Raw genomic sequence first — 23,271 nt, forward strand, 5'->3', positions numbered from 1 at the left:
CATGAAGGTATTGCATCGTTGGGATGATTTTCCTCAAATGTTCGATTTATCTTTGTTTGTCTATGAAAATCATTTATTATAATAAATGGTATTCTTTGAGATGTTATTTTGAAGGGGTGTTGAAGTGAAAGAAAGTTTTCTATCATATAAAGAAGAAGAAAGGAATGCAAAAATCCTTTTATGGGTGTTATATGTCATTGTTATTGTATATCAAATTTTCTATGCAATCGTATTAGAAGATAAATCAATAATGGATAAGGGATACAACATAATATGGCAAGTTATTTGCGGAGTAGCAATACTATGCGTGAATATATATTTACTGAAAAAAGAGAAGGCAAACCTTGTTAAATATGCATGGATATTTGCATACATAGGGATAGAAATCGCTAATATAGTTTCGTATATTTTTTATAATAAGGCGGCGTTTGATGCGACAAATATAATAGAAATTATTCTCATTTTCTTTGTACCCATATTTTTAAATAAAAAATTTTATGTGTTTTTGCTTTCCTCTATTTTAGGAAAATATTTAATTTATTTATTTGTATTAGAGGAAATAAAAGCATTTATGTTCCTTATTATGTGTACGCTTATGTTAATAGCTGCATATATCATTTTAAATCGATTTTTACAATATCTTTCAGCTGTAAAGGAAAGTATTGCGATTGCTAGTGAATCACAAAAATTAGCAGTAATCGGAAAAATGGCAGCGACTGTTGGACATGAAATTAAAAATCCACTGGCTTCATTAAAAGGATTTACGCAATTACAACGAGAGAAGCATGAAGAGGATCCTATTTATAAACGTATGATTTTTGAAATAGAAAATATGAATAATATGATAAGCGAGTTGATGGAAGTTGCTACATGCAAACCTTCTATTTATAAGAAACATGATGTAGGAAAAATTGTATTACAAGTAATAACAAGTCTTCGCGGAAAAATGAATGAATTAAACGTGCAGTTTATTTCTAATGTGGAAGAAAAAACAATAGAAGTTGAATGTGATGAACGAAAAATAAGAGGAGTCTTTTTATATACGATAAAAAATGCTTTAGAGGCAATGGAACAAGGTGGCATATTACATTTGCAATTAGAGAATAAAGGGAAAGAATATGTAATGATCAGCGTAATCGATAATGGTCATGGTATTAAGCAAGAAAACTTAACTCGTGTTACAGAGGCCTTTTATACAACGAAACAAGATAAAATTGGTCTGGGACTTACGGTAGCGAATCGAATTGTCGCCGAGCACCTTGGTGAGCTGCATATTTCAAGTGAAAGAGATACTGGAACGAGAATAGACATCATTCTCCCAAGGAAGTGTGGAAATACTGAAATCCAAGTGGAAGAAAAGCTAGGAGTTACCATATGAATAAAGGCTATATATTTAAAAATGAAGAAATAAAGGCGTTGAAAGTATTTTTAAGTTTATTTTTTATTATATTTTTTGTGTATGATCTTGCCTATGAATTTATCGTACCTTTAATCGCGGGAGAGCAAGAAGGCGTAGGAAAGTTTGAAGATGGTTTAGGTTTATGGCTTTACTTTTTGACGGTAGTATTGTTTTGCATTGGAATATACTTTATGAAATGGAAGAATGTTTTTGTGGTAAAGTATATTATTCTAATTGGCTATAATGTATTAGATTGTATCCATAACATTATGATTTATTATGGTAGCGATGCGGAATTTGACGGTGGAAATATAGTAGAAGTATTTTTTATTTTGTTCGCACCAATCTTTGTGAACAAAAGATATTTCTGGTTAGTTCCAGCGATACTTGTCGGGAAGTACGCTCTTACAGGAATCATTATTCAATCTTCTCTCGTTTTAATCCCAATGGCATTATATAGTGTATTTACTATCATATGTTGGATTATATTTTTGAGGGTTCAGTCTTACGTTCGTACGCTTGAGATGATGGACAAAGAAATAAAACAGACAGAAAAACTAGCAGCTGTTGGAAAAATGGCAACGGTTATTGGTTATAAGATTAGAAGACCTTTAGCAAACTTAAAAAAACTTGTGAATAAACAGGCAGACAAGCATCCAGAGGATAAAATTTATAGTGATATTATGAAACAAGAAGTAGATCGGATTCATATAATTGCTACAGAACTTAGTGGATTTGAGAAATCTAAATCACTAGAATCAGAAACTCATAACATACAAGAAATTATCTCTTATGTTATTCGAGTTATGGAAAAGCCTGCTTTAAAACAAGGAGTCCACATACAAGGTATTTACAGTAAAGACTTACCGTCCATTACATGTGATGAAAAACGATTAAAACAGGTCTTTTTTAATTTAATCAAAAATGCAATTGAAGCAATGTCAGTTGGGGGAACAATTACGATTAAAGTTACTGTAAAAGATGGAATCATCGTTCAAGTGAAAGATGAGGGATGTGGTATTCCGAAAGATAAAATTCCAAAGTTAAATGAAGCCTTTTATACAACGAAAGAAACAGGAACTGGTCTAGGTTTAGTAGTTACAGAAAAAATTATTAAAGACCACAGTGGTAAAATGAGTTTTGAAAGTGAAGTTGGGGTTGGAACAACGGTTGAGGTTATGTTACCACTGCATTAAATAGAAAAAACATCACTTATTTGGAAGTAATGTTTTTGTGTTCTTCTTAGGTAGACGTTCTAAAAAAGAGGACTATAACGAAAAATAATATATTGATAGTGTAAAAAGAAAATAATGGATGTTTTACTATGAAAAATATATAATGGCTTTGTCTGTTATTTGTTGTAGTTCATTTATATTTCTATTTGTTGACCCGAATCTCGGGTCTTTTTTTATGAAATGAATTGCTATATGTCAGTGATTAGAAAAATAGAATATATATTCATGCTGTAATACTGGTAGCACCAGTAAACTCGGTGCTACCAGTAGGTTCGTTTTCCGGCACAACGAAAGCATTTACGTTGGTACAGGTGGTGCTTTCACATTTATCTATTTTTCTGTGGTCGATTGTATTGTGTATATAAATTTAAAAAATGATAGCGTTAGAGCCACCATTTCTCCTGCGGAAGCAAAATAACATCCACATCAAAATTCTCTTTAAACCAATCATACATCAATGTCTCTTTCACTAAATATTCAGAGGCAGAGTGTGACACACCAATTAGAGACATATTCGTTTCTTTTACATACTCCATAATGAGCGAGTATTTATGTCGGCCGTAATCATTGTCGATATGGCAATGGATTTCTCCTGTAATATATGCTTCAGCACCTTTTTCTTCTGCTTCCTTCATTAAAGATACAACATCGCCACATCCAGCGATAATTGCGATTTTTTTGATAGAATCATGTCGTTTACCTTCGAAGTCTGTGTAAGGAATCTGGAAGAGTTTTTTTAGATGTTTTTGGAGTGCTTCTGTTGATGTTTCATCTATTTCACAAATAAGGCCAATTGGTTCTTGTTCTGGACCTCCATATGCAAAGTCGTCCACTACAGTAGCGTTTAATGCTTTTGCAATTGAAATACTCGTTCCATGCGTTTGATGAAAATCCATTGGTACGTGACATGTATATATAGAAAGTTGTTTTTCTTTTATTCCTTGCAAATATTTTTCAGGAATTGGTATGAAACCGCGACCTGATCTTCCAAGCGGATCACCACACTCCATTACAAGGGGATGGTGCATAAAGAGTAAATCACCAGGTGTGGATTGTGAAATGAATGTTTCAAGAACGTCATCTGTAGGGAATACAGCTAAAAATACTTTGTTTACATTTTCAGATCCGTGCATCATAAGGCCGTTAAATAAATCTACAAAATTTGCGTCGAAAAATTGTTGCCAAGGAAATTTGATAGGATCATATACGGCTGGGATAAATCGACTAAAGGCACTATCTTTTCCGTATTTTTCAATTTGGAATAAGTGATTGAGTGATTGCTCTATTTTTTTTAAGGCTGGCATGTTTGATAATCCTCCTTAAGATGATTCTTGCTTTATGAGTTGTTTGTATTCTTCGTAGTAAAATAAGAAGCGGATAGGTAACAAATAAAACCTAGAATCCAGCCGATAGAATGAGAATAGGGAAGTACATGCTGTAACAGTATTCCGCTAGAAATGAAGAAACTACCCAAGAGACCCTAATAACATAGGATATCGTTGTAGTTTGAACACGGATAGTAAACCTCCTTTCTTCTGCATGAACTATTCATAAAAGCTCGATTGCTGAAACTTTATCACATACATTGTATATTAGTCTTAATTTTCTGTATATAACTTTTAAGAAAAATGGTGATACAATATATGAATGATAAGAGAAGAGAGGATGAAGATTAACGTATGTACGTTACTGTAACAGAAGCAGCATATAAAAAGATTATGGATACGATTCCAAGTGAAGCGAAATATATAAAGTTATTTTACGATAATGAAGGTTGCGGTTGTGTTATGAGCGGAATTATCGATTTAGTAGCTGTAGCAGAGAAAGATGAGCGCGATGTGGATATTGAATCAAGCACAATGAACTTTATCGCTGATCGTACAAAGCTTGTATTTATGGATGATAAGTTAACTGTTGATTGGCATGAAGGTGGAGGAACTTTTCAGTTAAAGAGCCCAAGCCAGTTTTATAATCCAAATATGAAGTTACACGTTCGAATATAGTAAAGGAAAGGTGATTCCAAAATGTATTTTGGAATCACCTTTTTTATTTTATAAGTCGCTATTATTGTCGATTTTTGTCGATAAGTCGATATATTTGGGAAATTGCCGATATAAATGGAGTTGCGCTGATATATTCAGAAAATCGCCGATATAAATGGAGTTGCGCCGATATATTCAGAAAATCGTCGATATAATTTCATTTACCAAAACGTTTCATATAATAAAAAGATTTTTTCACATAATGAAATGTACATATGATTGAATTTTCTGTATAATCTTCTTTGCGGAGGGGATACGCATGAGAAGATGGGGAATTGAGTTGTTAATTTTGAGTGTTGTTATTATTTGGGGGATTAACTATACAATTGCGAAGTATGGACTTTTAGAATTTACAGCAATTGAGTTTACTGCACTTCGCATGATGGCGGCGGCACCGCTTCTGTTACTCCTTACCTTTTTTATTGAAAAGTCGGTTTATATGGAGCGAAAGGATCTACCTAGATTAATTATCGTTAGCATTGTAGGTATTGTACTGTATCAAACGTTATTTATGGAAACTGTCAAATATACATCTGCTACAAATGCCTCTTTACTCATTTCTATTTCACCTATTTTTACAACTGCATTTGCGATTTTCTTGAAACAAGAAAAGTTTTCTTCTCGAAAGTTAATCGGTTCTATGACTGCCTTTGTTGGTGCAGCATTAGTTTTAGTAGCAGGACATTCGCTTACTAGTTCTTTTTATGGCAATGGAATTGGACTTATTACATCAATATGCTGGGGACTTTATCCTGTTTTAGCAGGACCATTAATTAAAAAATATTCAGCATTACGTGTTACAGCATGGTCTGCATTAGTCGGTGCGATTCCGCTATTATTGTTAAGTGGTCCACATGTGTTTGTCATGCCATTTCATATTACTCACGAAATGACACTATTTGCTTTACTATATTCTATTTTCTTTGTAACAGTATTTGGTCTAGTAATGTGGTATGTTGGTGTTCAAAAAATTGGGGCGTCACATACGATGGTATATATGTATATAACGCCGCTTGTAGCGGTTCTATTTGCAGCTGTCTGGGCAAATGAATATGTATCGTTTCAACAAATCATCGGTGGAATTATCATTTTTGTTGGTCTATGGTTTGTGAAATCGGAGAAAGTAAAAGTTCATTCTATTGCAGGGGAACCTATATCAAAATAGGAAAACAGATCACCTATGATCTGCTTTCCTATTTTTTTATTTTTGGTAAGAAGATGAGAAATAAGATAGCAGTAATAAGTGGAATTAAGTTTAAAAATGGAATACGGAAGAGTGTAATAAGAATAATACCTGGAAGAAGAACACCGAGGACAGCGTAAAAAATGCTATGGTTTTTCGTGTACCAATACAATGAAAGTCCAATAAGTGCAGGGATAATGATGTGAATGAGAGCCATTAAAAAATAAATCATTAGACGCCCCCTTTATTTGTGTGCTTATTACATCATATCCGTATGTTCATAGATTGATATCATTTTTTTCATAAATGGACGAAAAAAGTTTGAAAAACCGTCACAAAATATGAGGATATGATGTTTGAAATCTTGTATAATATTATTTCCTAAAAATATTTAAACAACATAAACATACTGTTTATGTTGTTTTTAATTTGAGTGAAATAGATGTAAGGAATATGAATTTGAAAGAAATTTTTTGTTGGATAGATAAGAACGAATGAAGAGAGGTACAGCATGATTAGTATGTCACTAAGATCATTTAAAATCCAATCGTATTATATACTAGGTATTTTGTTACTAGGATGGATGTTAACACCGTTTTCAGCACACTTTTTAGGTGCTGGAATTGGGCTTATTGTAAGTATGTATTGCGTTTGGCTTTTAGGGAGAAGAATTGAGAAGCTTGGAGATAGTATTGTAAAGAAGACGAAAGCACCGACACTCGGTATGTTTAACCGTTTTGCAGCTGCCATTTTGGGTGCTATTATTATGTACGAAATTGAGCACCACATGGTTATGTGGGCATTTGCAGTAGGGATTATGGGTGGTTATTTCTTAATCGTTGTTAATTTAGGATACTATAGCATGAAAGATGAGAAAGAATTAAAAAGATAAAAAGCTAAAAGACTTCTTTTTAGATGGGATAGATGATCCAGCCACGGATAGAAGCGGTCGGGGACTTTTTTGGCCCCATGTGGTGTGAAAACAGAGAGATGTAGCGAGTAGGGATATAATTTATATATCCGAATCCATAATTTGGCTATGTGAAAATCGGTTTATTCTGGGATAAGTGATGATATTACAACAGGAAGTGTAACTTTGCATAAAATGCAGGTTTCCGCTTCCATTAAGTTAACATGAAATTACGTATTAGTATGACTTTGAGGTTCTTTAAAAAAGTTGGATATAATACAACAAATTATTCCGGTAATTAGAATAATATATTTTATCGTTTCACTTGTATGTTGAAATAAATTAACGTTAAGCATCACAAGTCCCCAAAATAGTTGGATCGCTCCGTAACCGAATAAAACTTTTCCTGTACGAGAAAAATTTTTCATAAGTCTCACCCTTTCCTGTATATGTAAATTGTATCATAAAAAAAATGAAAACGAATGATTATAAAATGAATTTTCTGTAATTTATCGAGGTAAGTCATAGATGAAGAGAGAAGATATAGAAAGAAGCTTACGTTTTCACGTAAGCTTCTTTTTTATGTAAGTGTGTGTAACCGTTAAGCCGCATTGGGTTTTGTCGGTGAGTACGCGAAACTTTACGGTTACACGACACTTATTCATATGAGTAAAGGGTTATTTCAACAGAAAGTTTTAATTTAAGCGATTGGACCGCCTAAGTTAATAATGTCTTCAGATACGCTGTCGAACTTTTTGAAGTTAGCTTTGAATTCATTTGCAAGTTCGATTGCTTTTGCTTTGTAAGCAGCTTTATCAGCCCAAGTTTGTTCAGGCATTAACACTTCGTCAGGTACACCTGGTACGTGAAGTGGAACTTCAAGACCGAAGATGTCATGTTTAGCTGTTTCAGTTTTCGCAAGTTCACCGTTTAATGCAGCTTGAATCATTGCACGAGTGTAACCTAAGTTCATACGTTTACCAACGCCGTATTCGCCACCAGTCCAGCCAGTGTTTACTAAGAATACTTTCGCATCGTGTTTCTCAATTTTTTCACCAAGCATTTCAGCATAGCGAGATGCATCAAGTGGTAAGAATGGTGAACCGAAGCAAGTTGAGAATGTTGCTTGCGGAGATGTAACACCGCGCTCTGTTCCTGCTAGTTTACTAGTGTAACCACTTAAGAAATGATACATAGCTTGTTCTTTTGATAACTTACTGATTGGAGGCAATACGCCAGATGCATCAGCAGTTAAGAAAATGATTGTATTTGGGTGTCCAGCAACACTTGGCAGTACGATATTGTCGATCGCATGCATAGGGTATGCAGCACGAGTATTTTCTGTTAAAGTAGTATCGTTATAGTCTGCGATACGCGTTTGGTCATTAATGATAACGTTTTCTAAAACAGATCCAAATGTGATTGCATCGAAAATTTGTGGTTCTTTCTCGTGAGAAAGGTTTACACATTTCGCGTAGCAACCGCCTTCAATATTGAATACACCGTTATCAGACCAACCGTGCTCATCATCACCAATTAATTTACGGTTTGGATCAGCAGATAATGTTGTTTTACCTGTTCCAGATAAACCGAAGAATAATGCTACATCGCCTTCTTCACCTACGTTTGCAGAACAATGCATAGAAAGAATATCTTGTTCAGGTAATAAGAAGTTCATAATAGAGAAGATTGATTTTTTCATTTCTCCAGCGTATTCTGTACCACCAATTAATACGATGCGTTTTTCGAATGAAACCATAATGAATGCTTCGGAGTTTGTACCGTCAACAGCTGGATCAGCTTTGAAATTCGGTGCAGAAACAATTGTGAACTCTGATTCATGAGTCGTTAATTCTTCTTCAGTTGGACGAATGAATAATTGATGTACAAATAAATTGTGCCATGCATATTCGTTAATAACTTGAATTGGTAGGCGGTAATTGCGGTCAGCGCCTGCAAATCCTTTGAAGACGAATAACTCTTCTTTTTCTTTTAAGTATTCTAAAACTTTAGTATATAATTTATTAAAATGTTCTTCAGAAATCGGTTGGTTCACAGCTCCCCAAGCAATTTTGTCAGCAACCGATGCTTCTTTCACAATAAATTTATCTTTAGGAGAACGTCCTGTATATTTTCCTGTTGAAGCAGAAACGGCACCAGTAGAAGTTAATTTCCCTTCATTTCGCATTAATACTTTTTCCACTAATTGCGGAACACTTAGTTGAATCTGTGCATTGCTTCCGTTCAATAATTCGTGTAAACCAATTTGGACATTCACAGTACTCATATTTATATACCATCCTTTTCATTTAATGAAATATTTCTCGTAATCCCCAACAAGAGTATAACACAATTATATAAATAATGTATACTATTTATTTCTTTTTGTTTGTGTGAATGCATTATTTCCCTATTAATATTTCATTTCAGGCGTATTGAGAAAAACTTTCAGGAAAATGTGAATATTAATTGACAAATGAATATCATTTCTTTAGTATAGGTTGGGACGGATACTCTCTTATCCCGAGCTGGCGGAGGGACAGGCCCGATGAAGCCCAGCAACCTCACTTGTATTGATAAATGCAGGTGAATAGGTGCTAAAACCTGTGCGAGGCTACAGGTCTCGAACGATAAGAGCGAAGGGCAAAAAGCAGTATGCAAGTAGCAAATTAAACCTTTCCTCTATGTAAAGTAGGAAAGGTTTTTCTGTATGCTTGTGTGGGAGAATAAATGTATGTCGCAGTTTGTGGCAAATTAAGGATGAGTTCCGTACAATATATACAATTACTGTAGGGAGGTTTACCACATGACAAAAAAACGTCATCTGTTCACATCTGAGTCTGTAACTGAAGGACATCCAGATAAAATTTGTGACCAAATTTCTGATTCAATTTTAGATGCGATCTTATCAAAAGACGCAAATGCACGTGTAGCTTGTGAAACAACTGTAACAACTGGTTTAGTATTGGTAGCGGGGGAAATTACGACTTCTACTTACGTAGATATTCCGAAAATCGTTCGTGAAACAATTCAAGGCATTGGTTACACACGCGCAAAATACGGATTCGATGCAGAAACTTGTGCTGTTTTAACATCTATCGATGAGCAGTCCGCTGACATCGCTATGGGTGTTGACCAAGCGCTAGAAGCACGCGAAGGTCAAATGACTGACGCTGAGATTGAGGCGATTGGTGCAGGAGACCAAGGTTTAATGTTTGGTTTTGCATGTAATGAAACACAAGAATTAATGCCACTTCCAATCTCGCTTGCTCACAAATTAGCTCGCCGTTTAACTGAAGTACGTAAAGATGATACATTATCATACTTACGTCCAGATGGAAAAACGCAAGTTACAGTTGAGTATGATGAAAATGGTAAACCAGTACGTGTTGATACTATCGTAATTTCTACACAACATCACCCAGATGTTACATGGGAAGAAATCGATCGCGATTTAAAAGAGCACGTAATTAAAGCTGTAGTACCAGCAGTATTAATGGATGGAGAAACGAAATTCTTCATTAATCCAACTGGCCGCTTCGTAATTGGTGGACCACAAGGTGATGCTGGTTTAACAGGACGTAAAATCATCGTTGATACTTATGGTGGATACGCTCGCCACGGTGGCGGTGCATTCTCTGGTAAAGATGCAACGAAAGTTGACCGTTCTGCAGCATATGCAGCTCGTTATGTTGCGAAAAACATCGTAGCAGCTGGTCTTGCTGAAAAAGCAGAAGTACAACTTGCATACGCAATCGGTGTAGCACAACCAGTATCAATTTCAGTTGATACATTCGGCACTGGTAAAGTATCTGAAGACGTACTAGTAGAACTAGTTCGTAACAACTTCGATCTTCGCCCAGCTGGTATTATTAAAATGCTAGACTTACGTCGCCCAATTTACAAACAAACAGCAGCTTACGGCCACTTCGGACGTACTGATGTAGATCTATCATGGGAACGTACAGACAAAGCTGCAGCTTTAAAAGAGCAAGCTGGTCTATAATATATGAAAAAAAGCTTTGCGCGGTGAGCGCAAAGCTTTTTTTATTTATAATTACGTTGGAATAAAGCGAAGAGTTCAATGTCATGCCAAGTGCCGTTGCGGAATATAGCTTCTTTACAAGTTCCTTCATGTTGAAAACCAAGTGATTTATATAATTTAACTGCTCTATCGTTAAAAGAAAATACTCGTAAAGAAAGGCGATGTAAATTTAATTCTAAAAATGCATAATCCAATAATAGGGTTAAAGCTTCCTGCCCATAACCTTGCCCCCAGTAATCCTTTTTACCAATATCAATAATGCATTCAGCGTTTCGATTATACGAATCAATATGAATTAAAGAAGTAATACCAATTGGAAGATGCGTAGCTTTTTCTTCAATGATATAGCTCTTAGAGTTCGAAGAATGAATAAATTGCTGGCAAAGTTTTTCTGTGTCTTGAAAGGAATATTTATCAAGAGTGAGTGTAGTTGAACTCATAACGTCTACATCATTATGCCATTTATAATATGTTAGAATATCATCTTCGGAAAACTTTCGTAACTGGATACGGTTTGATTCAAACAATGTAAACACCCCTTTTGTATTTATTGGTTTTTGTTCATTATCTCAACACACGAACTACAATAAATTTGTCCTTCTAATTCCATATACTTTTTCATATTCGTCATGCCATTCGCCGGAATGGGCATATGAATCCACGCTTTTTCATACGTTTGTATTTCTGTTTTACATGATTTACAAAAGATTGATTTCTTTTTGAACATATGTAATCAACCTTTCATTTGACGTGCTTTACTTGCGCAAAAGGCACTACTTAGTAAAAATAGTGTCGCGAATATAATACTTACTAATGTAGCGTATGGAATTGCACCTTTTAAGGAAAAGCCGACAGTGATTGAAGCGATGAATAAGAGGATAAATGTTGTTGTTAATTTTTTATAAAGTTCCATACTATGTAGACCTCCAATTTATTTTTTAGTACAAGTTTTAAAATTGAATTCTATTATGTAGAAAATATAAAGAGTAGCTAAAGATGTGTAGTCTAGGAGTATAAGAAAGTGCACTTTCCTTTTTGTGGGTTAGCATACTTATATTGTATCATGGCGCATGATTGGTTTCATGCATAATTGTGTAAAGGTATGTATGATAAAATGAAGAAAAGTCTTTAAGAAAGGAAAGATAAAAAATGAGTGTAACTGAACATAAAAAACAAGCTCCAAAAGAAGTGCGTTGCAAGATTGTTACGATTTCCGATACACGTACGGAAGAAACAGATAAGAGCGGACAACTATTACATGAATTGTTAAAAGAAGCAGGACATAAAGTAACTTCTTATGAAATTGTAAAAGATGATAAAGAAAGTATTCAGCAAGCAGTGTTAGCTGGTTATCATAAGGAAGATGTAGATGTTGTATTAACAAATGGCGGTACTGGTATTACGAAACGCGATGTCACAATTGAAGCAGTATCAGCGTTATTAGATAAAGAAATTGTTGGATTTGGTGAGCTGTTCCGTATGATTAGTTATTTAGAAGATATCGGAAGCAGCGCAATGTTAAGTAGAGCGATTGGTGGTACAATTGGGCGCAAAGTAGTCTTCTCGATGCCAGGGGCTAGCGGAGCGGTTCGACTTGCGATGAATAAATTAATTTTACCGGAATTAGGCCATATTACATTTGAGCTGCATCGCCAATGAGTAAGTGTGCTGGGATTGTATTAGCGGGTGGTATGTCGAGTAGGTTTGGTGAGCCGAAAGCGTTAGCAATTTGGAAGGGAACTACTTTTGTTGAGCATATTGTGAAAGTGATGGGAAATACTTTGCAAGACATTGTAGTAATTAGCCGTACTGATATAAAAGAGCGAGTAGAGCAATTCGTACAAGTTCCTGTTATAGAGGATATCCCGCACTATAAAGGGAATGGACCGCTGGCCGGCATTGTATCAGGTATGGAATACATAGAAGCAGATTGGTACGCTATTATGCCTTGCGATGCGCCAAATGTTTCGCATGAATGGTTTACCATTTTATTAGAGCAAACGAGCAATGAATATGATGCGGTTGTACCTATTATTAATGGAAGAAAACAACCGTTACTTGCAGCGTATCACAACCGCGTGAAAGAAAAGATTTATGCTTTACTTCAGGAAGAAAAAAGAAGTGTGGGCCAGCTTTTATCACAATGTAATGTGAAATATGTTTCTGGAGAAGATGTACAAGCGAATGCGGATTGGTTTATAAATGTAAATACGAAAGAAGAATATGTGCAGGCTCAAAAAGACCTTTCAAATGAATGAAAGGTTTTTTGATATACAGAATTGGGGAACAATTGCTGTATAAAGGTATGTGAGTAAGTTGATTTTAAAGGGAATTTTTAAAATCATTATACAGTTAAAATACTGTATAACCATATATTAATTTTTATGGGTTTTTATTACAAGTCTGTTTAGTTATGTTTATTTTTGGTATAATTAATATAGAAATAAAACAATGCTTAACCTTATGTATCATTTATTAAACTAAAATTTATGACCATGTAATAAACTCCCTTCGTTTTTTGAAGGGAGTTTTTCTATTTAAGCAAGCAACTCTGATGCGTTATGCTGAAGGACTTCTTCATATTGGTTAAGCAAGCCACGAAAGATCTCATCCCAGCTCTTTGATTTCGCAAAAGATGAAGCTGCTATTCCCATCTGCTCAAGTTTTTCTGCATTTTGTAATAAAAAATAAATGGATGATAGAAATGCATCTTCATTTTTAGGCGGACAAAGAACTCCCGTTTTTCCATCTGTAATAATATTTTTAACCCCGCCACTATTTGCACCAATGACAGGTGTACCGCATGCGAGTGATTCAAGTACGACATTTCCGAATGTTTCAGTAGCTGATGGAAACACCATTATGTTAGAACAAGCATATGCTTCAGCTAAATCTGCACTTTGTAAATAGCCAGTAAAAGTGATATTTGTTTTCGGAACAGCTTCACGTAAACTTGTTGCTAGAGGACCATCTCCTGCAATGAGCCAATGAATATCGTTTCGAGTATGTGCTGTTTTAACGATAAGGTGTTGCAGCGTATCAATATCTTTTTCAGGAGCAATTCGTCCAACATAGGAAAGGACATACTTCGCTGTAATATTATATTTTTTTCGGAATAGGTCTGTATTGTAAGCAGGATGAAAGAGTGTGCAATCTACACCACGTCCCCATATAGAGAGGGTCTGAAAGCCTTTGTTTTTTAATTGATGTAATGTTTCAAAGGAAGGTACAAAATTTTTTTGCATATGACTATGAAACCATTTTAAATAGTTCCACAGCATATTGGAGAGGAATTCGATTTTGTAATAACGTAAATAGGCATCGAAATCAGTATGATAAGAACCGACAACTGGGATGTTTAACTTTTTTGCATAATACAATCCACAAAGTCCCATGTTGAAAGGTGTGGCAATGTGAATAATGTCAGGTTTAAAGGAAAGTAGTTCCCGTTTAATGCGCGGAGTAGGAAAAGAAAAACGACATTCTGGATATAATATTGTTAACGGGATACTTCTCATCTTATTCACATTCGCTACAAAATTATCTTCAGCTGTATGCTGAGGGGCGAAAACAGAATAGGCGATCTGTTCTTTCTGAAAATATTGTGTTAATCGCTCTAACGTTTTCGCAACCCCGTTAACTTGTGGCGTAAAAGTATCGGTAAAAATGGCGACTCTCATCATATCACTCCTTTATGTGAAAAGTGGGATGAATTGATAAAAAGAGATGATGCCAGAGCAAGTGCCAAGGCACATACCGACGAATACATCTGACGGATAGTGAAGTCCTAAATAAATACGTGAAATACCGACGCATAATGCTAACGGTAATAGGAAAGCAAGTAAGCTTGGATTATAGCAAATAAATGGAATGAAGACAGAGAAAACGGCTGTTGTATGACCAGACGGGAAAGAGTGGTCTTTTAATGGATGGACTGGATATTTTGCATCCTGAATTGTTAAATAAGGACGTTTTCGCGGATACCACCTTTTTAATATTTGCACAGGAATATGGCTAATTGCTAACGAAATAGCAGTTGCAATTGCAGCTTGATGCAAAGTTCCCTTTGCGAAAATTAAAAAGAAAAGTGTGAGTGCGATGGAGAAAGTCGCGCCACCGATATGAGTAATATTGCTGAAAAAGATATTTAATGTTTTTTGATCAAAGTAGCGGTTAATTCCTCTGAAAATGTAACATTCTATTTTATATAATCCACTGACCTTCATGAAAATTCTCCTCCCTCATCTACATATATATGGAGATATTAGCTTTTATTTTAATAAGATTTTGTTGAGGGAGTAATAATGTTTTGTAAAGAAAAAGTTAGATTTTATATAAAAAAAGCTGCCAATCTTATGGCAGCGGAAATTTACTTCTGTAATGATTTATAATATTGACCTTTTTCAACGTATTGCGTGCGAATACGCTCCATATCTTTACGGTCTTCTTCTGTTAATTCACGAATGACTTTCGCGGGACGACCGAAAGCTAACGTGTTTGGTGGAATTTTCTTTCCTTGTGAAACGAGGCTTCCAGCGCCGATAAAAGCTCCTTCGCCAATTTCAGCACCATCTAATATAATAGATCCCATTCCAATTAAAGCATCTTTCTTAATATGGCAACTATGTAAAATGACTTGATGCCCAATTGTTACGTCGTCTTCTAAAATAAGAGGATACTGCGGGCTTTGGTGAAGTGTACATTGGTCTTGTACATTTACTCGGTCTCCAATGATTGTCGGTGACACATCACCACGGATGACTGTATTAAACCAAATACTTGATTCCTCGCCAACGGAAACATCGCCTGTAATCGTAACATAGTCAGCGATAAAAGCACTACTCGAAATTTTCGGATTTTTTTCTTTGTAAGGATATATCATGTAAAGTCTTCCTTTCCTAGAGACTAGTTTTAGTGTATCAAATTATGAGAAAGAGTGAAATGGAGGAGAGCCGTATGTGGAATTATGAAGCGGAGGAAGCAAAGGCTGTCATTGTTATTGTGCACGGCGCAATGGAATATCACGGACGTTACGAAGCCGTTGCGGAAATGTGGAATCATATCGGCTACCACGTCGTGATGGGGGATCTTCCGTCACATGGAACGACTTCAAGAAATAGAGGACATATTGATTCATTTGATGAATACATAGAGGAAGTTAAATTATGGGTGAAAGAAGCAAGAAAGTATAGGTTACCTATTTTTCTATTCGGTCATAGTATGGGTGGTCTTATTGTCATTCGTATGATGCAAGAAACGAAGAGAGAAGATGTAGAGGGTATTATTTTGAGTTCGCCTTGTTTAGGGGTAGTGACTGGACCCTCTGCTCCGCTTCAATTTGCTTCAAAAATATTAAATGTTGTGGCTCCAAAATTGCAATTTGCAACGAATCTTACGGTGGAAATGTCAACACGTAACCATGAAGTGAGAGATGCAATGGAGAATGATTCTTTGTTCTTGCGCAAAGTATCAGTACGTTGGTATAGTGAATTGATTAAGTCTATCGAAATTGCTCATAAAAAAATAGATGATTTTCCAGATGTTCCGCTCTTGCTAATGCAAGCTTGTGAGGATAAACTTGTAGATAAAACACGTGTCCGCACTTGGTTTGATAATGTTAAAATAAGTGATAAGGCTTTTAAAGAATGGCCGAATTGTTATCACGAGCTATTAAATGAGTATGAGCGTGATGAAATTTTGAGTTATATTCAGTCATTTACTGAAATGCATGTCAATAATATAGTAAAAACAAACAAATAAATCATTATTTGTACATTTAATAGAGGAGATGAAGGAAGAAGTGAACGTACCGAGTAATCCCATAACGCTCATGGCGAAAGTATACCGTGATGTGTTTCCGGTTGTACACCATGAGCTAGCGATGTGGAAAGAGCGTGCCTACCATATTCCGAACGATGAGCTTCATAGTCAGGCAATCGCAAGTATTGAGCATAAAACGTTTCATTGTGAGGGCGGTGGCATTTTAGCTCTGCTAGCAAATGAACACCGAGAAGAATGTATTCGTTTTATCGTAGCGTATCAAACGATCAGCGACTATTTAGATAATTTATGTGATCGCAGTACATCACTTGATCCAAATGATTTTGCCGCACTGCATGAATCGATGTTAATGGCATTATCACCTGAAGTAGAAGGCGGCGGTAATTATTATCGTTATCGTGATGATCAAGATGATGGTGGTTATTTAGATGAACTTGTTGAAACATGCCAAGATGTTTTAAAGAAAACGAAGCACTATGACAAAATTGCTCCTGTTCTTCATGAACTTGCTTGTTATTATTGTGATTTACAAATTCATAAACATGTAAAATTAGAAGAAAGAGAACCACGATTACAAAAGTGGTTTGAAGCGCATAAAGAAAACTTACCAGAGATGAGTTGGTTTGAATTTTCAGCATGTGCCGGTTCTACGCTTGGAATCTTCTGTCTTGTCGCATATGCCTTTCATGATGAATTACATGATGAAGATATTGCGAAAATTAGACAAGGATACTTCCCTTACGTACAAGGGCTTCATATCTTACTTGATTATTTCATTGATCAAGAAGAAGACCGTATAGGCGGAGATTTGAATTTCTGTAGTTATTACGAAAACGAGCAAGCGATATTAGATCGTATGAAACATTTTGTAGAAGAAGCGGAGAAGAGCATTGGTGATTTGCCTCATGCGAAGTTTCATCGCCTTATAAGCCGAGGGTTACTTGGTATTTATTTATCAGATCAAAAAGTATCAGCACAAAAGAATATGCATAAAATGGCACGGCGCATTGTAAAGTACGGAGGCCTTACTTCACGATTCTTCTATTGGAACGGGAAGATGTACCGAAAGAAAACAGCGCAGTGATGAAGAAAACCACTCATGTAGAGTGGTTTTCTTTTCATTATGATTGTATTTTTGAAAATACATATATAAGAAGTTCAATCGCAAAAATCACTAATACAGATAATCCAAATAAAGGCATGACAGCGCCCAGTATAACCATCATGATAAAGAAAACGAATATACTGTTCTTATCTCTTTGTTTTGGAGGTGCTGCTAATTTTCCTTTCGGCTTTCTTGCTAACCACATTTTTACTCCGTAATAAATAAGAAGTAGTAGAGATAATGTTGTTAGTAAGCATAATATTTTATTTGGCCATCCAAATAAATGTCCTTCATGAAGCGGGATGCCGTAAGTGAACCATTGTGCAAGTAATCCATAATCACGATAGTCCGTTTTGGAAATAAGCTTTCCGCTATATTGATCAAAGTAAGCTGTTATCTCTTCATTTGGTGCAACATGCATACCTGTAATACCAGAACCGCTCGATTTCGAAACAGTGAATACACCTTTCGGATCAGCTGGTAGTGAGATAACGTATGGCTTCTTTATTTCAATTCCTTTTTGTAATTCATCGACAGAAATAGCTTTCGGTTCATTTGAATCCGATTCAGGAGGAGCTTCTTTTCTTGTTGCCCATGGCAATTCTTTTACCTTTGATTCAGGCGGCGCCATATACAATTTCGGATATCCGAGCGATTCATTCGACGACGCAATTTTATAAATTTGGTTACCCATAAATCCTGACCATGGCAATCCAGATGCGACTAGCAGAACGAGTGGAATTGTAAATATAATACCGATAATAGAATGACGTCGTTTTGCTTTTTCTCGCTTATTGGATACTGGTGTGTTTTTGAACTGTCGTATACTCATATACAAACCAGTTACAATTAAAAAGATTGTCCAGCACGCCGCAAGTTCTACAGTATAGTTGATGACAGTGCCACCAACTAAAAGAGAACTATGTAATTCCCGCATTATATTGGCAAACGTTTCACTTGCGTTTTGATCTCCGACAATTTGATTATTGCTATCTAAATACACATACTTTTGTTGCCCTGTATATTCATTTGTAATCGTAAGTCTCGTATTATAATCCCCATTAAACTCACTAATTTTCGCCACGCTATAATGTGGATATTTTTTTTCTGTTAAGGAAATAGAATCAGCCATCGAAATAGATTCTGTTTGGGCGCTCTTCCCAAAATATAAATCTTTATAGATGAAATCTTCAACTTCCTCCCGAAATAAATACCCAATTCCGCTTAGTGACAACGTAATAAGAAGCGGCGTAATAAAAAGCCCAGCATAAAAATGCCAACGCCAAAAAATGTAATGAAGCGAACGATTTACTTTCATACTTTCAGTTCCCCTAACCTTCCCTATATGAATAACTACTTATTTAATATAGCGAGATTAAGTGTGATTACTTTGAAAGAATTGTGAAGAAAGTTAAAAGTTTGTGGGATTTTTATTAAACAGAAAACACATTTTAGAAGGAGTGTTTTTTATGTTTATGAAGATCTCTTTATATTTGATAAGTACATCCTAACAACCGCTTTCGCAAGACATTGAGAGGAATCAACAAAATCCTCACTCGCCACCACATTCAAATCAGTACATGCGATAATTGCGGTATCTACTTCATCCTTCAATTGCACAACGAGTGCGCTCCATAATTTGCGAGCTTCTTCAACTTCTCCGCTTTTAATATACGTAATAATTTGATTAATCATCGTTTGCCATTTTTCATAATGAATGTATTCTATATTCCGTTTTGCAATCCCGTCTTGATAAATACCAGCTTGAACTGTCGCTTCCGTTGCAAGAAGAGCGACTCTTTTTGCAGTTTCAGGAATTGCTTTTAACGTTTCGTCAACTATATTTAAAATCGGGATAGAAAGAGAACGCTGTAATTCTTTAAAATAAAGATGCGCCGTATTGCACGGCATAGCGATAAAGCTTGCGCCAGTACTTTCAAGTTTTTGTGCTCCTTCAATAATCGCTTTTTTCATCGCTTCGTGATCAATAGGGCGATCCATGTAAAACGGTGTTGGGCATGAATAAATCATCATATGAGGAAAGTCCATATCATGCTTTGCTCCGTATATTGTTTGGCATTCTGCTACAACTGTATCGACGAATGGTCCGGTTGATTTTGGCCCCATTCCTGCTAGTATTCCGATCATTGTCTCGTCTCCTTTAATATGTAATTAAAAACGTTTTTTGCGAACGATAAAAAGAAATAAGGTAAATAATAAAAATGAATATACGATAGCCCAAGCTGTGAGCCATAGTGTGTGAGTCAGTATATTATATTTGTATTGGCCAAGCATTAGAAAGCTTTCGACAGGTGGTAAAAACCATAATAACTCTTTTTTAAACCGGATAGATGCGATCGTTATAAGCAATATAAAGGTAAGGCTAAGCCAAGCAGTGCCTGCTTTTTGAATCATATTTCTAGTAAATAATGTTGCGATTGAAATTCCTAGTATAGAGAAAGACATGTGAGAGAGAAATCCGACTAGAAATAAAGAAACTGTCATTTTTTCATTAAACATTTGCAAAATAATTGGATAGATTACGGATATAAAAGATAATACAGTACAAATGAGAAGAGCCGTAATATATTTACCCACATATAGTGCGGAAATATTATTTGTGTGAGAAATAGTAATTTGTTCTTGTACAGGGTCTTCAGTATGAAAAATTGTGACCGTAATCCAGGCAGATAATAAATAAAGTGCGAGTGCTGTTTCTAAATATGTCGGTACAATAGGAGTCGGTTTATATGTATATACAAAAAGCAAGCTCACAAAGTACATCGCAATAGGAGGGATGTACTTATACGATTTTGTATAGTCGAGAAAATGGTAACGAATAAGCGCGAACATAATAAACCTTCTTTCGATTTAAAAGTTAGGTTGTAGCAGTGTGATAGATGCTTTTTTATGTAATAAAAACTGAAGCATTTCGTTTGTATATTCTTTTTCGATTTGTAATTGAATAAGATTTTGATTTGCATTGTGTGCAACGTGTATAAAACCGGATTGCTTTTGTAGTTCTATCGCTGAGAATGTTTCGTGAACGATTGCCTCAATATAGACTTGTTCTGCTCCTTTTTGTGCAGAGATATTTTCTGCAATTGTATGATTTGTTAACGTCACAATTCTATCGGCGAAGTTTTCTAATAGTTGTTTTTCATGACATGTGAAGAGTATAGATATACCTTGTTGTTTTAATGATAGTAAAATATGTTCTAGTTCTTGTTGAGAGTTCGGATCGAGCCCAGAAAGAGGTTCGTCTAAAATTAATAAATGTACGTCCGTAAGTAATGCTTGCATAATGCCTGTTTTTTGTTTCATGCCTTTTGAAAAGTTTCGTACAACGGAATGCCTTGCATGATGTAGGTGAAAAGATTGAAGAAGCAGCGGAATTTTATCTTTTACATATTTTGTTGATAAACCGTGAATGTGGCCGAGATGAAATAGATAATCCTCTAATGTAAAACGAATTCCTTCAGGAAAATGTTCAGGTACATAACCGATTTGTATATGTTCTTTCCTTTGAATTGTCCCTGCCGTAGGTGAAATAAAGCCTGCAATTATTTTGAGTAGAGTACTTTTTCCAGTCCCGTTCCCGCCAACAATAGCGAGTGCTTCTCCTTCTGGAATGGATAAATCAATGTTGTCTAGTATAAGCGATTTTCCATACTTCTTTTGAATTCCCCTTAGTTCTACTAGCAAAGTTCTATCCTTCTTTCTTTAAATAGTGTATATATCCATTATATAGGAGAATAACAAAAAGACGTGCAATGAGTGCACGTCTTTTTTTGTTATGTTTTGTCGAATCGTCGATATATCGAAAAAATCGTTGATATATTACCCCGCATTAACGGGCAGTAAAACTCCCACCTTAAAATTCGCCTGGAGCAAAGATGTTAGGTGGGAGATAAACTGCCCATAAATGCCCGATTGGTTCAACTAATAATCAGTGGGGATTCCCCCCACTGATTAAAGTTTCACTTTATCGTTTCTCAATCGCCACAATAAATGGCGGATTATTTTGCTGGTTAATGAAGCCATATCGCAGTACGTGAGCTTGTTTTTGGTCTAGCTCTTCTGCAAATTTGAGAACAGCGTCGCGTTCTACTTGTCCTTCTGGGTGTCCGTGGTAAATGACGAGGACGATGATTCCTTCAGGTGCCATTACTTCTAGTAATTGTTCAATTGCCGAAATTGTTGAGTTCGGTTTTGTAACGATATGCTTGTCACCGCCAGGAAGGTAACCTAAGTTGAAGATAGCGCCTGTTACTTTTCCTTTTGCGTCTTCTGGTAGTACGGATAGAAGTGTATCGTGACTATCGTGAACTAAAACAGTACGTTCAAAAAGTTCTTTTTCTTTTAGACGAGTTGTTGAGCTTTCAATCGCCTCTTTTTGAATATCAAATCCAAATACTTTTCCGCTATCCCCAACAATTTCAGCTAGGAAGCAAGTGTCATGACCATTTCCAAGTGTTGCATCTACAGCGTAGTCGCCTTCTTTAACAGCCGTTTGCAGCAGTGTGCGAGCAAACGGTAATACACGTTCTAATTTCATTGTTGTTTCTCCTCATTTGCATATTTTCCTTGCCAGCTTCCGCGGCGTACAAATTCTGCATCGATGGAATTTAATACTTCCCATTTATTTAAGCTCCACATTGGACCAATCATTAAATCAGGTGGGCCGTCACCTGTGATACGGTGCACAATTACGTCTTCTGGAATAATTTCAAGTTGGTCAACAACGAGACTTACGTAATCCTCAAGAGAAAGGAATTCGAGTTGTCCTTTTTCATATTGCTTCACCATTGGCGTTCCTTTTAATAAGTGAAGTAAGTGGATTTTAATTCCTTGTACATCAAGTTTCGCTACTTCACGAGCTGTTTCCATCATCATGTCGTAATCTTCAAGTGGAAGACCGTTAATAATATGAGAGCAAACTTTAATGCCGTGCTTACGTAATTTATTTACGCCTTCCACGTAAGACGGATAATCGTGAGCGCGATTAATAAGGTTTGCAGTTCGTTCGTGAACAGTTTGTAAACCAAGTTCAACCCAAAGGTATGTGCGTTTATTTAAGTCCGCTAAATATTCAACAACATCATCTGGTAAACAATCTGGACGAGTTGCGATAGAAAGACCGACAACGTCTTTTTCTGCTAGAAGCGGTTCGAATTTTTCTTTTAACACTTCAAGTGGTGCATGTGTATTTGTGTACGCTTGGAAATAAGCGATACATTTTCCATCTTTCCACTTAGAGCGCATTTTTTCTTTCATTTCATGATATTGCGTTATAACATCATCGCGGCGATCACCGGCGAAGTCACCAGATCCAGCGGCACTGCAAAATGTACAACCGCCGTAAGCAACTGTACCGTCACGATTCGGACAATCGAAGCCAGCATCTAATGAGACTTTAAAGATTTTTTCACCAAATTCATTTCGTAAATGGTAATTCCATGTATGATAACGTTTATTGTCGTTTGTATATGGAAAAGGGTTTTGAACCTTCATTACTTTCCCTCCTAAGCCGAGTCAAAATGAAACAAAATCCATTATAACATACTCATA

26 protein-coding genes and 1 riboswitch are annotated in these 23,271 nt (G+C 35.8%); of the genes, 10 read left to right on the forward strand and 16 right to left on the reverse strand.

The features are described 5' to 3' along the window. The first annotated feature begins 124 nt into the window (after positions 1 to 124). Both ACTFRY_RS00570 and ACTFRY_RS00575 read left to right on the forward strand, forming a co-directional pair. On the forward strand, positions 125 to 1,378 hold the full coding sequence (locus ACTFRY_RS00570; protein WP_098616305.1) for an ATP-binding protein: 1,254 nt from the start codon (positions 125 to 127) through the stop codon (positions 1,376 to 1,378). Then, positions 1,375 to 2,595, forward strand: a complete 1,221-nt coding sequence (locus tag ACTFRY_RS00575) for an ATP-binding protein (protein WP_440032065.1) — start codon at positions 1,375 to 1,377, stop codon at positions 2,593 to 2,595. Before ACTFRY_RS00570 ends, ACTFRY_RS00575 begins: the two co-directional genes overlap by 4 nt. 422 nt (positions 2,596 to 3,017) lie before the next feature. On the opposite strand, the gene ACTFRY_RS00580 is transcribed toward ACTFRY_RS00575, so the two are convergent. Then, positions 3,018 to 3,938: a Nif3-like dinuclear metal center hexameric protein gene (locus ACTFRY_RS00580; RefSeq protein WP_098616304.1), complete on the reverse strand. Its 921-nt coding sequence runs from the start codon at positions 3,936 to 3,938 to the stop codon at positions 3,018 to 3,020. A gap of 375 nt (positions 3,939 to 4,313) precedes the next feature. Between ACTFRY_RS00580 and ACTFRY_RS00585 the strand changes: the two genes are divergently transcribed. Both ACTFRY_RS00585 and ACTFRY_RS00590 read left to right on the forward strand, forming a co-directional pair. After that, positions 4,314 to 4,637 carry an iron-sulfur cluster biosynthesis family protein gene (locus ACTFRY_RS00585; protein ID WP_000289569.1) on the forward strand — a complete coding sequence of 108 codons (324 nt, stop codon included), beginning with the start codon at positions 4,314 to 4,316 and terminating at the stop codon, positions 4,635 to 4,637. A 298-nt stretch (positions 4,638 to 4,935) separates the two neighbouring features. Next, entirely contained in the window at positions 4,936 to 5,841 is a 906-nt protein-coding gene (locus ACTFRY_RS00590) for a DMT family transporter (protein WP_136986129.1), read from the forward strand. Between the two features lie 28 nt (positions 5,842 to 5,869). Here the strand turns inward: ACTFRY_RS00590 and ACTFRY_RS00595 are convergent, their stop codons facing one another. Further along, the gene (locus tag ACTFRY_RS00595) at positions 5,870 to 6,091 is read right to left on the reverse strand and encodes a hypothetical protein (protein ID WP_000639041.1); all 222 of its coding nucleotides are present in this window, start codon (positions 6,089 to 6,091) and stop codon (positions 5,870 to 5,872) included. 279 nt (positions 6,092 to 6,370) lie between these two features. Between ACTFRY_RS00595 and ACTFRY_RS00600 the strand changes: the two genes are divergently transcribed. Further along, positions 6,371 to 6,751 (forward strand): ATP synthase subunit I, encoded by a 381-nt coding sequence (locus tag ACTFRY_RS00600; protein ID WP_016118766.1) that lies wholly within the window; start codon positions 6,371 to 6,373, stop codon positions 6,749 to 6,751. A gap of 248 nt (positions 6,752 to 6,999) precedes the next feature. On the opposite strand, the gene ACTFRY_RS00605 is transcribed toward ACTFRY_RS00600, so the two are convergent. Next, positions 7,000 to 7,197: a hypothetical protein gene (locus ACTFRY_RS00605; RefSeq protein ID WP_000788126.1), complete on the reverse strand. Its 198-nt coding sequence runs from the start codon at positions 7,195 to 7,197 to the stop codon at positions 7,000 to 7,002. A 272-nt stretch (positions 7,198 to 7,469) separates the two neighbouring features. Beyond that, complete coding sequence (gene pckA, locus ACTFRY_RS00610) at positions 7,470 to 9,056, reverse strand: phosphoenolpyruvate carboxykinase (ATP) (RefSeq protein ID WP_000108802.1); 1,587 nt, start codon at positions 9,054 to 9,056, stop codon at positions 7,470 to 7,472. 228 nt (positions 9,057 to 9,284) lie between these two features. Further along, positions 9,285 to 9,406: riboswitch (SAM riboswitch) on the forward strand. Between the two features lie 169 nt (positions 9,407 to 9,575). On the opposite strand from pckA, the gene metK reads away from it, so the two are divergent. After that, positions 9,576 to 10,775: a methionine adenosyltransferase gene (gene metK, locus ACTFRY_RS00615; protein ID WP_098616302.1), complete on the forward strand. Its 1,200-nt coding sequence runs from the start codon at positions 9,576 to 9,578 to the stop codon at positions 10,773 to 10,775. Between the two features lie 41 nt (positions 10,776 to 10,816). Here the strand turns inward: metK and ACTFRY_RS00620 are convergent, their stop codons facing one another. From ACTFRY_RS00620 to ACTFRY_RS00630, 3 genes are read right to left on the reverse strand one after another with little or no spacing between them, the layout of a single operon-like run. After that, complete coding sequence (locus ACTFRY_RS00620) at positions 10,817 to 11,341, reverse strand: GNAT family N-acetyltransferase (RefSeq protein WP_000464130.1); 525 nt, start codon at positions 11,339 to 11,341, stop codon at positions 10,817 to 10,819. 20 nt (positions 11,342 to 11,361) lie between these two features. Further along, positions 11,362 to 11,541 (reverse strand): hypothetical protein, encoded by a 180-nt coding sequence (locus tag ACTFRY_RS00625; protein WP_086392302.1) that lies wholly within the window; start codon positions 11,539 to 11,541, stop codon positions 11,362 to 11,364. Between the two features lie 6 nt (positions 11,542 to 11,547). Then, on the reverse strand, positions 11,548 to 11,727 hold the full coding sequence (locus tag ACTFRY_RS00630) for a hypothetical protein (RefSeq protein ID WP_000424800.1): 180 nt from the start codon (positions 11,725 to 11,727) through the stop codon (positions 11,548 to 11,550). A 236-nt stretch (positions 11,728 to 11,963) separates the two neighbouring features. Between ACTFRY_RS00630 and ACTFRY_RS00635 the strand changes: the two genes are divergently transcribed. After that, the gene (locus tag ACTFRY_RS00635; protein WP_098616301.1) at positions 11,964 to 12,473 is read left to right on the forward strand and encodes a MogA/MoaB family molybdenum cofactor biosynthesis protein; all 510 of its coding nucleotides are present in this window, start codon (positions 11,964 to 11,966) and stop codon (positions 12,471 to 12,473) included. Next, positions 12,470 to 13,072, forward strand: a complete 603-nt coding sequence (locus ACTFRY_RS00640; RefSeq protein ID WP_000030832.1) for a molybdenum cofactor guanylyltransferase — start codon at positions 12,470 to 12,472, stop codon at positions 13,070 to 13,072. The genes ACTFRY_RS00635 and ACTFRY_RS00640 overlap by 4 nt, the downstream gene beginning before the upstream one ends. Positions 13,073 to 13,351: 279 nt before the next feature. Here the strand turns inward: ACTFRY_RS00640 and ACTFRY_RS00645 are convergent, their stop codons facing one another. From ACTFRY_RS00645 to ACTFRY_RS00655, 3 genes are all read right to left on the reverse strand, one after another. Next, positions 13,352 to 14,494, reverse strand: coding sequence for a glycosyltransferase family 4 protein (locus ACTFRY_RS00645; RefSeq protein ID WP_001261603.1), 1,143 nt, complete (start codon positions 14,492 to 14,494; stop codon positions 13,352 to 13,354). A gap of 12 nt (positions 14,495 to 14,506) precedes the next feature. Further along, positions 14,507 to 15,040: a phosphatase PAP2 family protein gene (locus ACTFRY_RS00650; RefSeq protein ID WP_000868592.1), complete on the reverse strand. Its 534-nt coding sequence runs from the start codon at positions 15,038 to 15,040 to the stop codon at positions 14,507 to 14,509. 143 nt (positions 15,041 to 15,183) lie between these two features. Then, positions 15,184 to 15,696 carry a gamma carbonic anhydrase gene (locus ACTFRY_RS00655; protein WP_098616300.1) on the reverse strand — a complete coding sequence of 171 codons (513 nt, stop codon included), beginning with the start codon at positions 15,694 to 15,696 and terminating at the stop codon, positions 15,184 to 15,186. A 74-nt stretch (positions 15,697 to 15,770) separates the two neighbouring features. Between ACTFRY_RS00655 and ACTFRY_RS00660 the strand changes: the two genes are divergently transcribed. Continuing rightward, the gene (locus tag ACTFRY_RS00660; protein ID WP_000267421.1) at positions 15,771 to 16,574 is read left to right on the forward strand and encodes an alpha/beta hydrolase; all 804 of its coding nucleotides are present in this window, start codon (positions 15,771 to 15,773) and stop codon (positions 16,572 to 16,574) included. Between the two features lie 40 nt (positions 16,575 to 16,614). Then, positions 16,615 to 17,679 (forward strand): tetraprenyl-beta-curcumene synthase family protein, encoded by a 1,065-nt coding sequence (locus ACTFRY_RS00665; RefSeq protein ID WP_001102467.1) that lies wholly within the window; start codon positions 16,615 to 16,617, stop codon positions 17,677 to 17,679. Positions 17,680 to 17,716: 37 nt separating this feature from the next. Here the strand turns inward: ACTFRY_RS00665 and ACTFRY_RS00670 are convergent, their stop codons facing one another. From ACTFRY_RS00670 to ACTFRY_RS00695, 6 genes are all read right to left on the reverse strand, one after another. Continuing rightward, entirely contained in the window at positions 17,717 to 19,018 is a 1,302-nt protein-coding gene (locus tag ACTFRY_RS00670) for a PepSY-associated TM helix domain-containing protein (RefSeq protein ID WP_000867812.1), read from the reverse strand. Positions 19,019 to 19,173: 155 nt separating this feature from the next. After that, on the reverse strand, positions 19,174 to 19,848 hold the full coding sequence (locus ACTFRY_RS00675; RefSeq protein ID WP_000579317.1) for an aspartate/glutamate racemase family protein: 675 nt from the start codon (positions 19,846 to 19,848) through the stop codon (positions 19,174 to 19,176). 24 nt (positions 19,849 to 19,872) lie between these two features. After that, positions 19,873 to 20,553 carry a hypothetical protein gene (locus ACTFRY_RS00680; RefSeq protein ID WP_000457744.1) on the reverse strand — a complete coding sequence of 227 codons (681 nt, stop codon included), beginning with the start codon at positions 20,551 to 20,553 and terminating at the stop codon, positions 19,873 to 19,875. A gap of 18 nt (positions 20,554 to 20,571) precedes the next feature. Next, positions 20,572 to 21,405: an ABC transporter ATP-binding protein gene (locus tag ACTFRY_RS00685; protein ID WP_000959736.1), complete on the reverse strand. Its 834-nt coding sequence runs from the start codon at positions 21,403 to 21,405 to the stop codon at positions 20,572 to 20,574. A 280-nt stretch (positions 21,406 to 21,685) separates the two neighbouring features. After that, positions 21,686 to 22,258: a class I SAM-dependent methyltransferase gene (locus ACTFRY_RS00690; protein WP_000764497.1), complete on the reverse strand. Its 573-nt coding sequence runs from the start codon at positions 22,256 to 22,258 to the stop codon at positions 21,686 to 21,688. Next, positions 22,255 to 23,214 (reverse strand): TIGR01212 family radical SAM protein, encoded by a 960-nt coding sequence (locus ACTFRY_RS00695; protein ID WP_000868030.1) that lies wholly within the window; start codon positions 23,212 to 23,214, stop codon positions 22,255 to 22,257. Before ACTFRY_RS00695 ends, ACTFRY_RS00690 begins: the two co-directional genes overlap by 4 nt. Positions 23,215 to 23,271: the final 57 nt, after the last annotated feature.

It is taken from the genome of Bacillus cereus group sp. MYBK195-1, assembly GCF_051916605.1.
GTDB classification, from domain to species: Bacteria; Bacillota; Bacilli; order Bacillales; family Bacillaceae_G; genus Bacillus_A; species Bacillus_A cereus.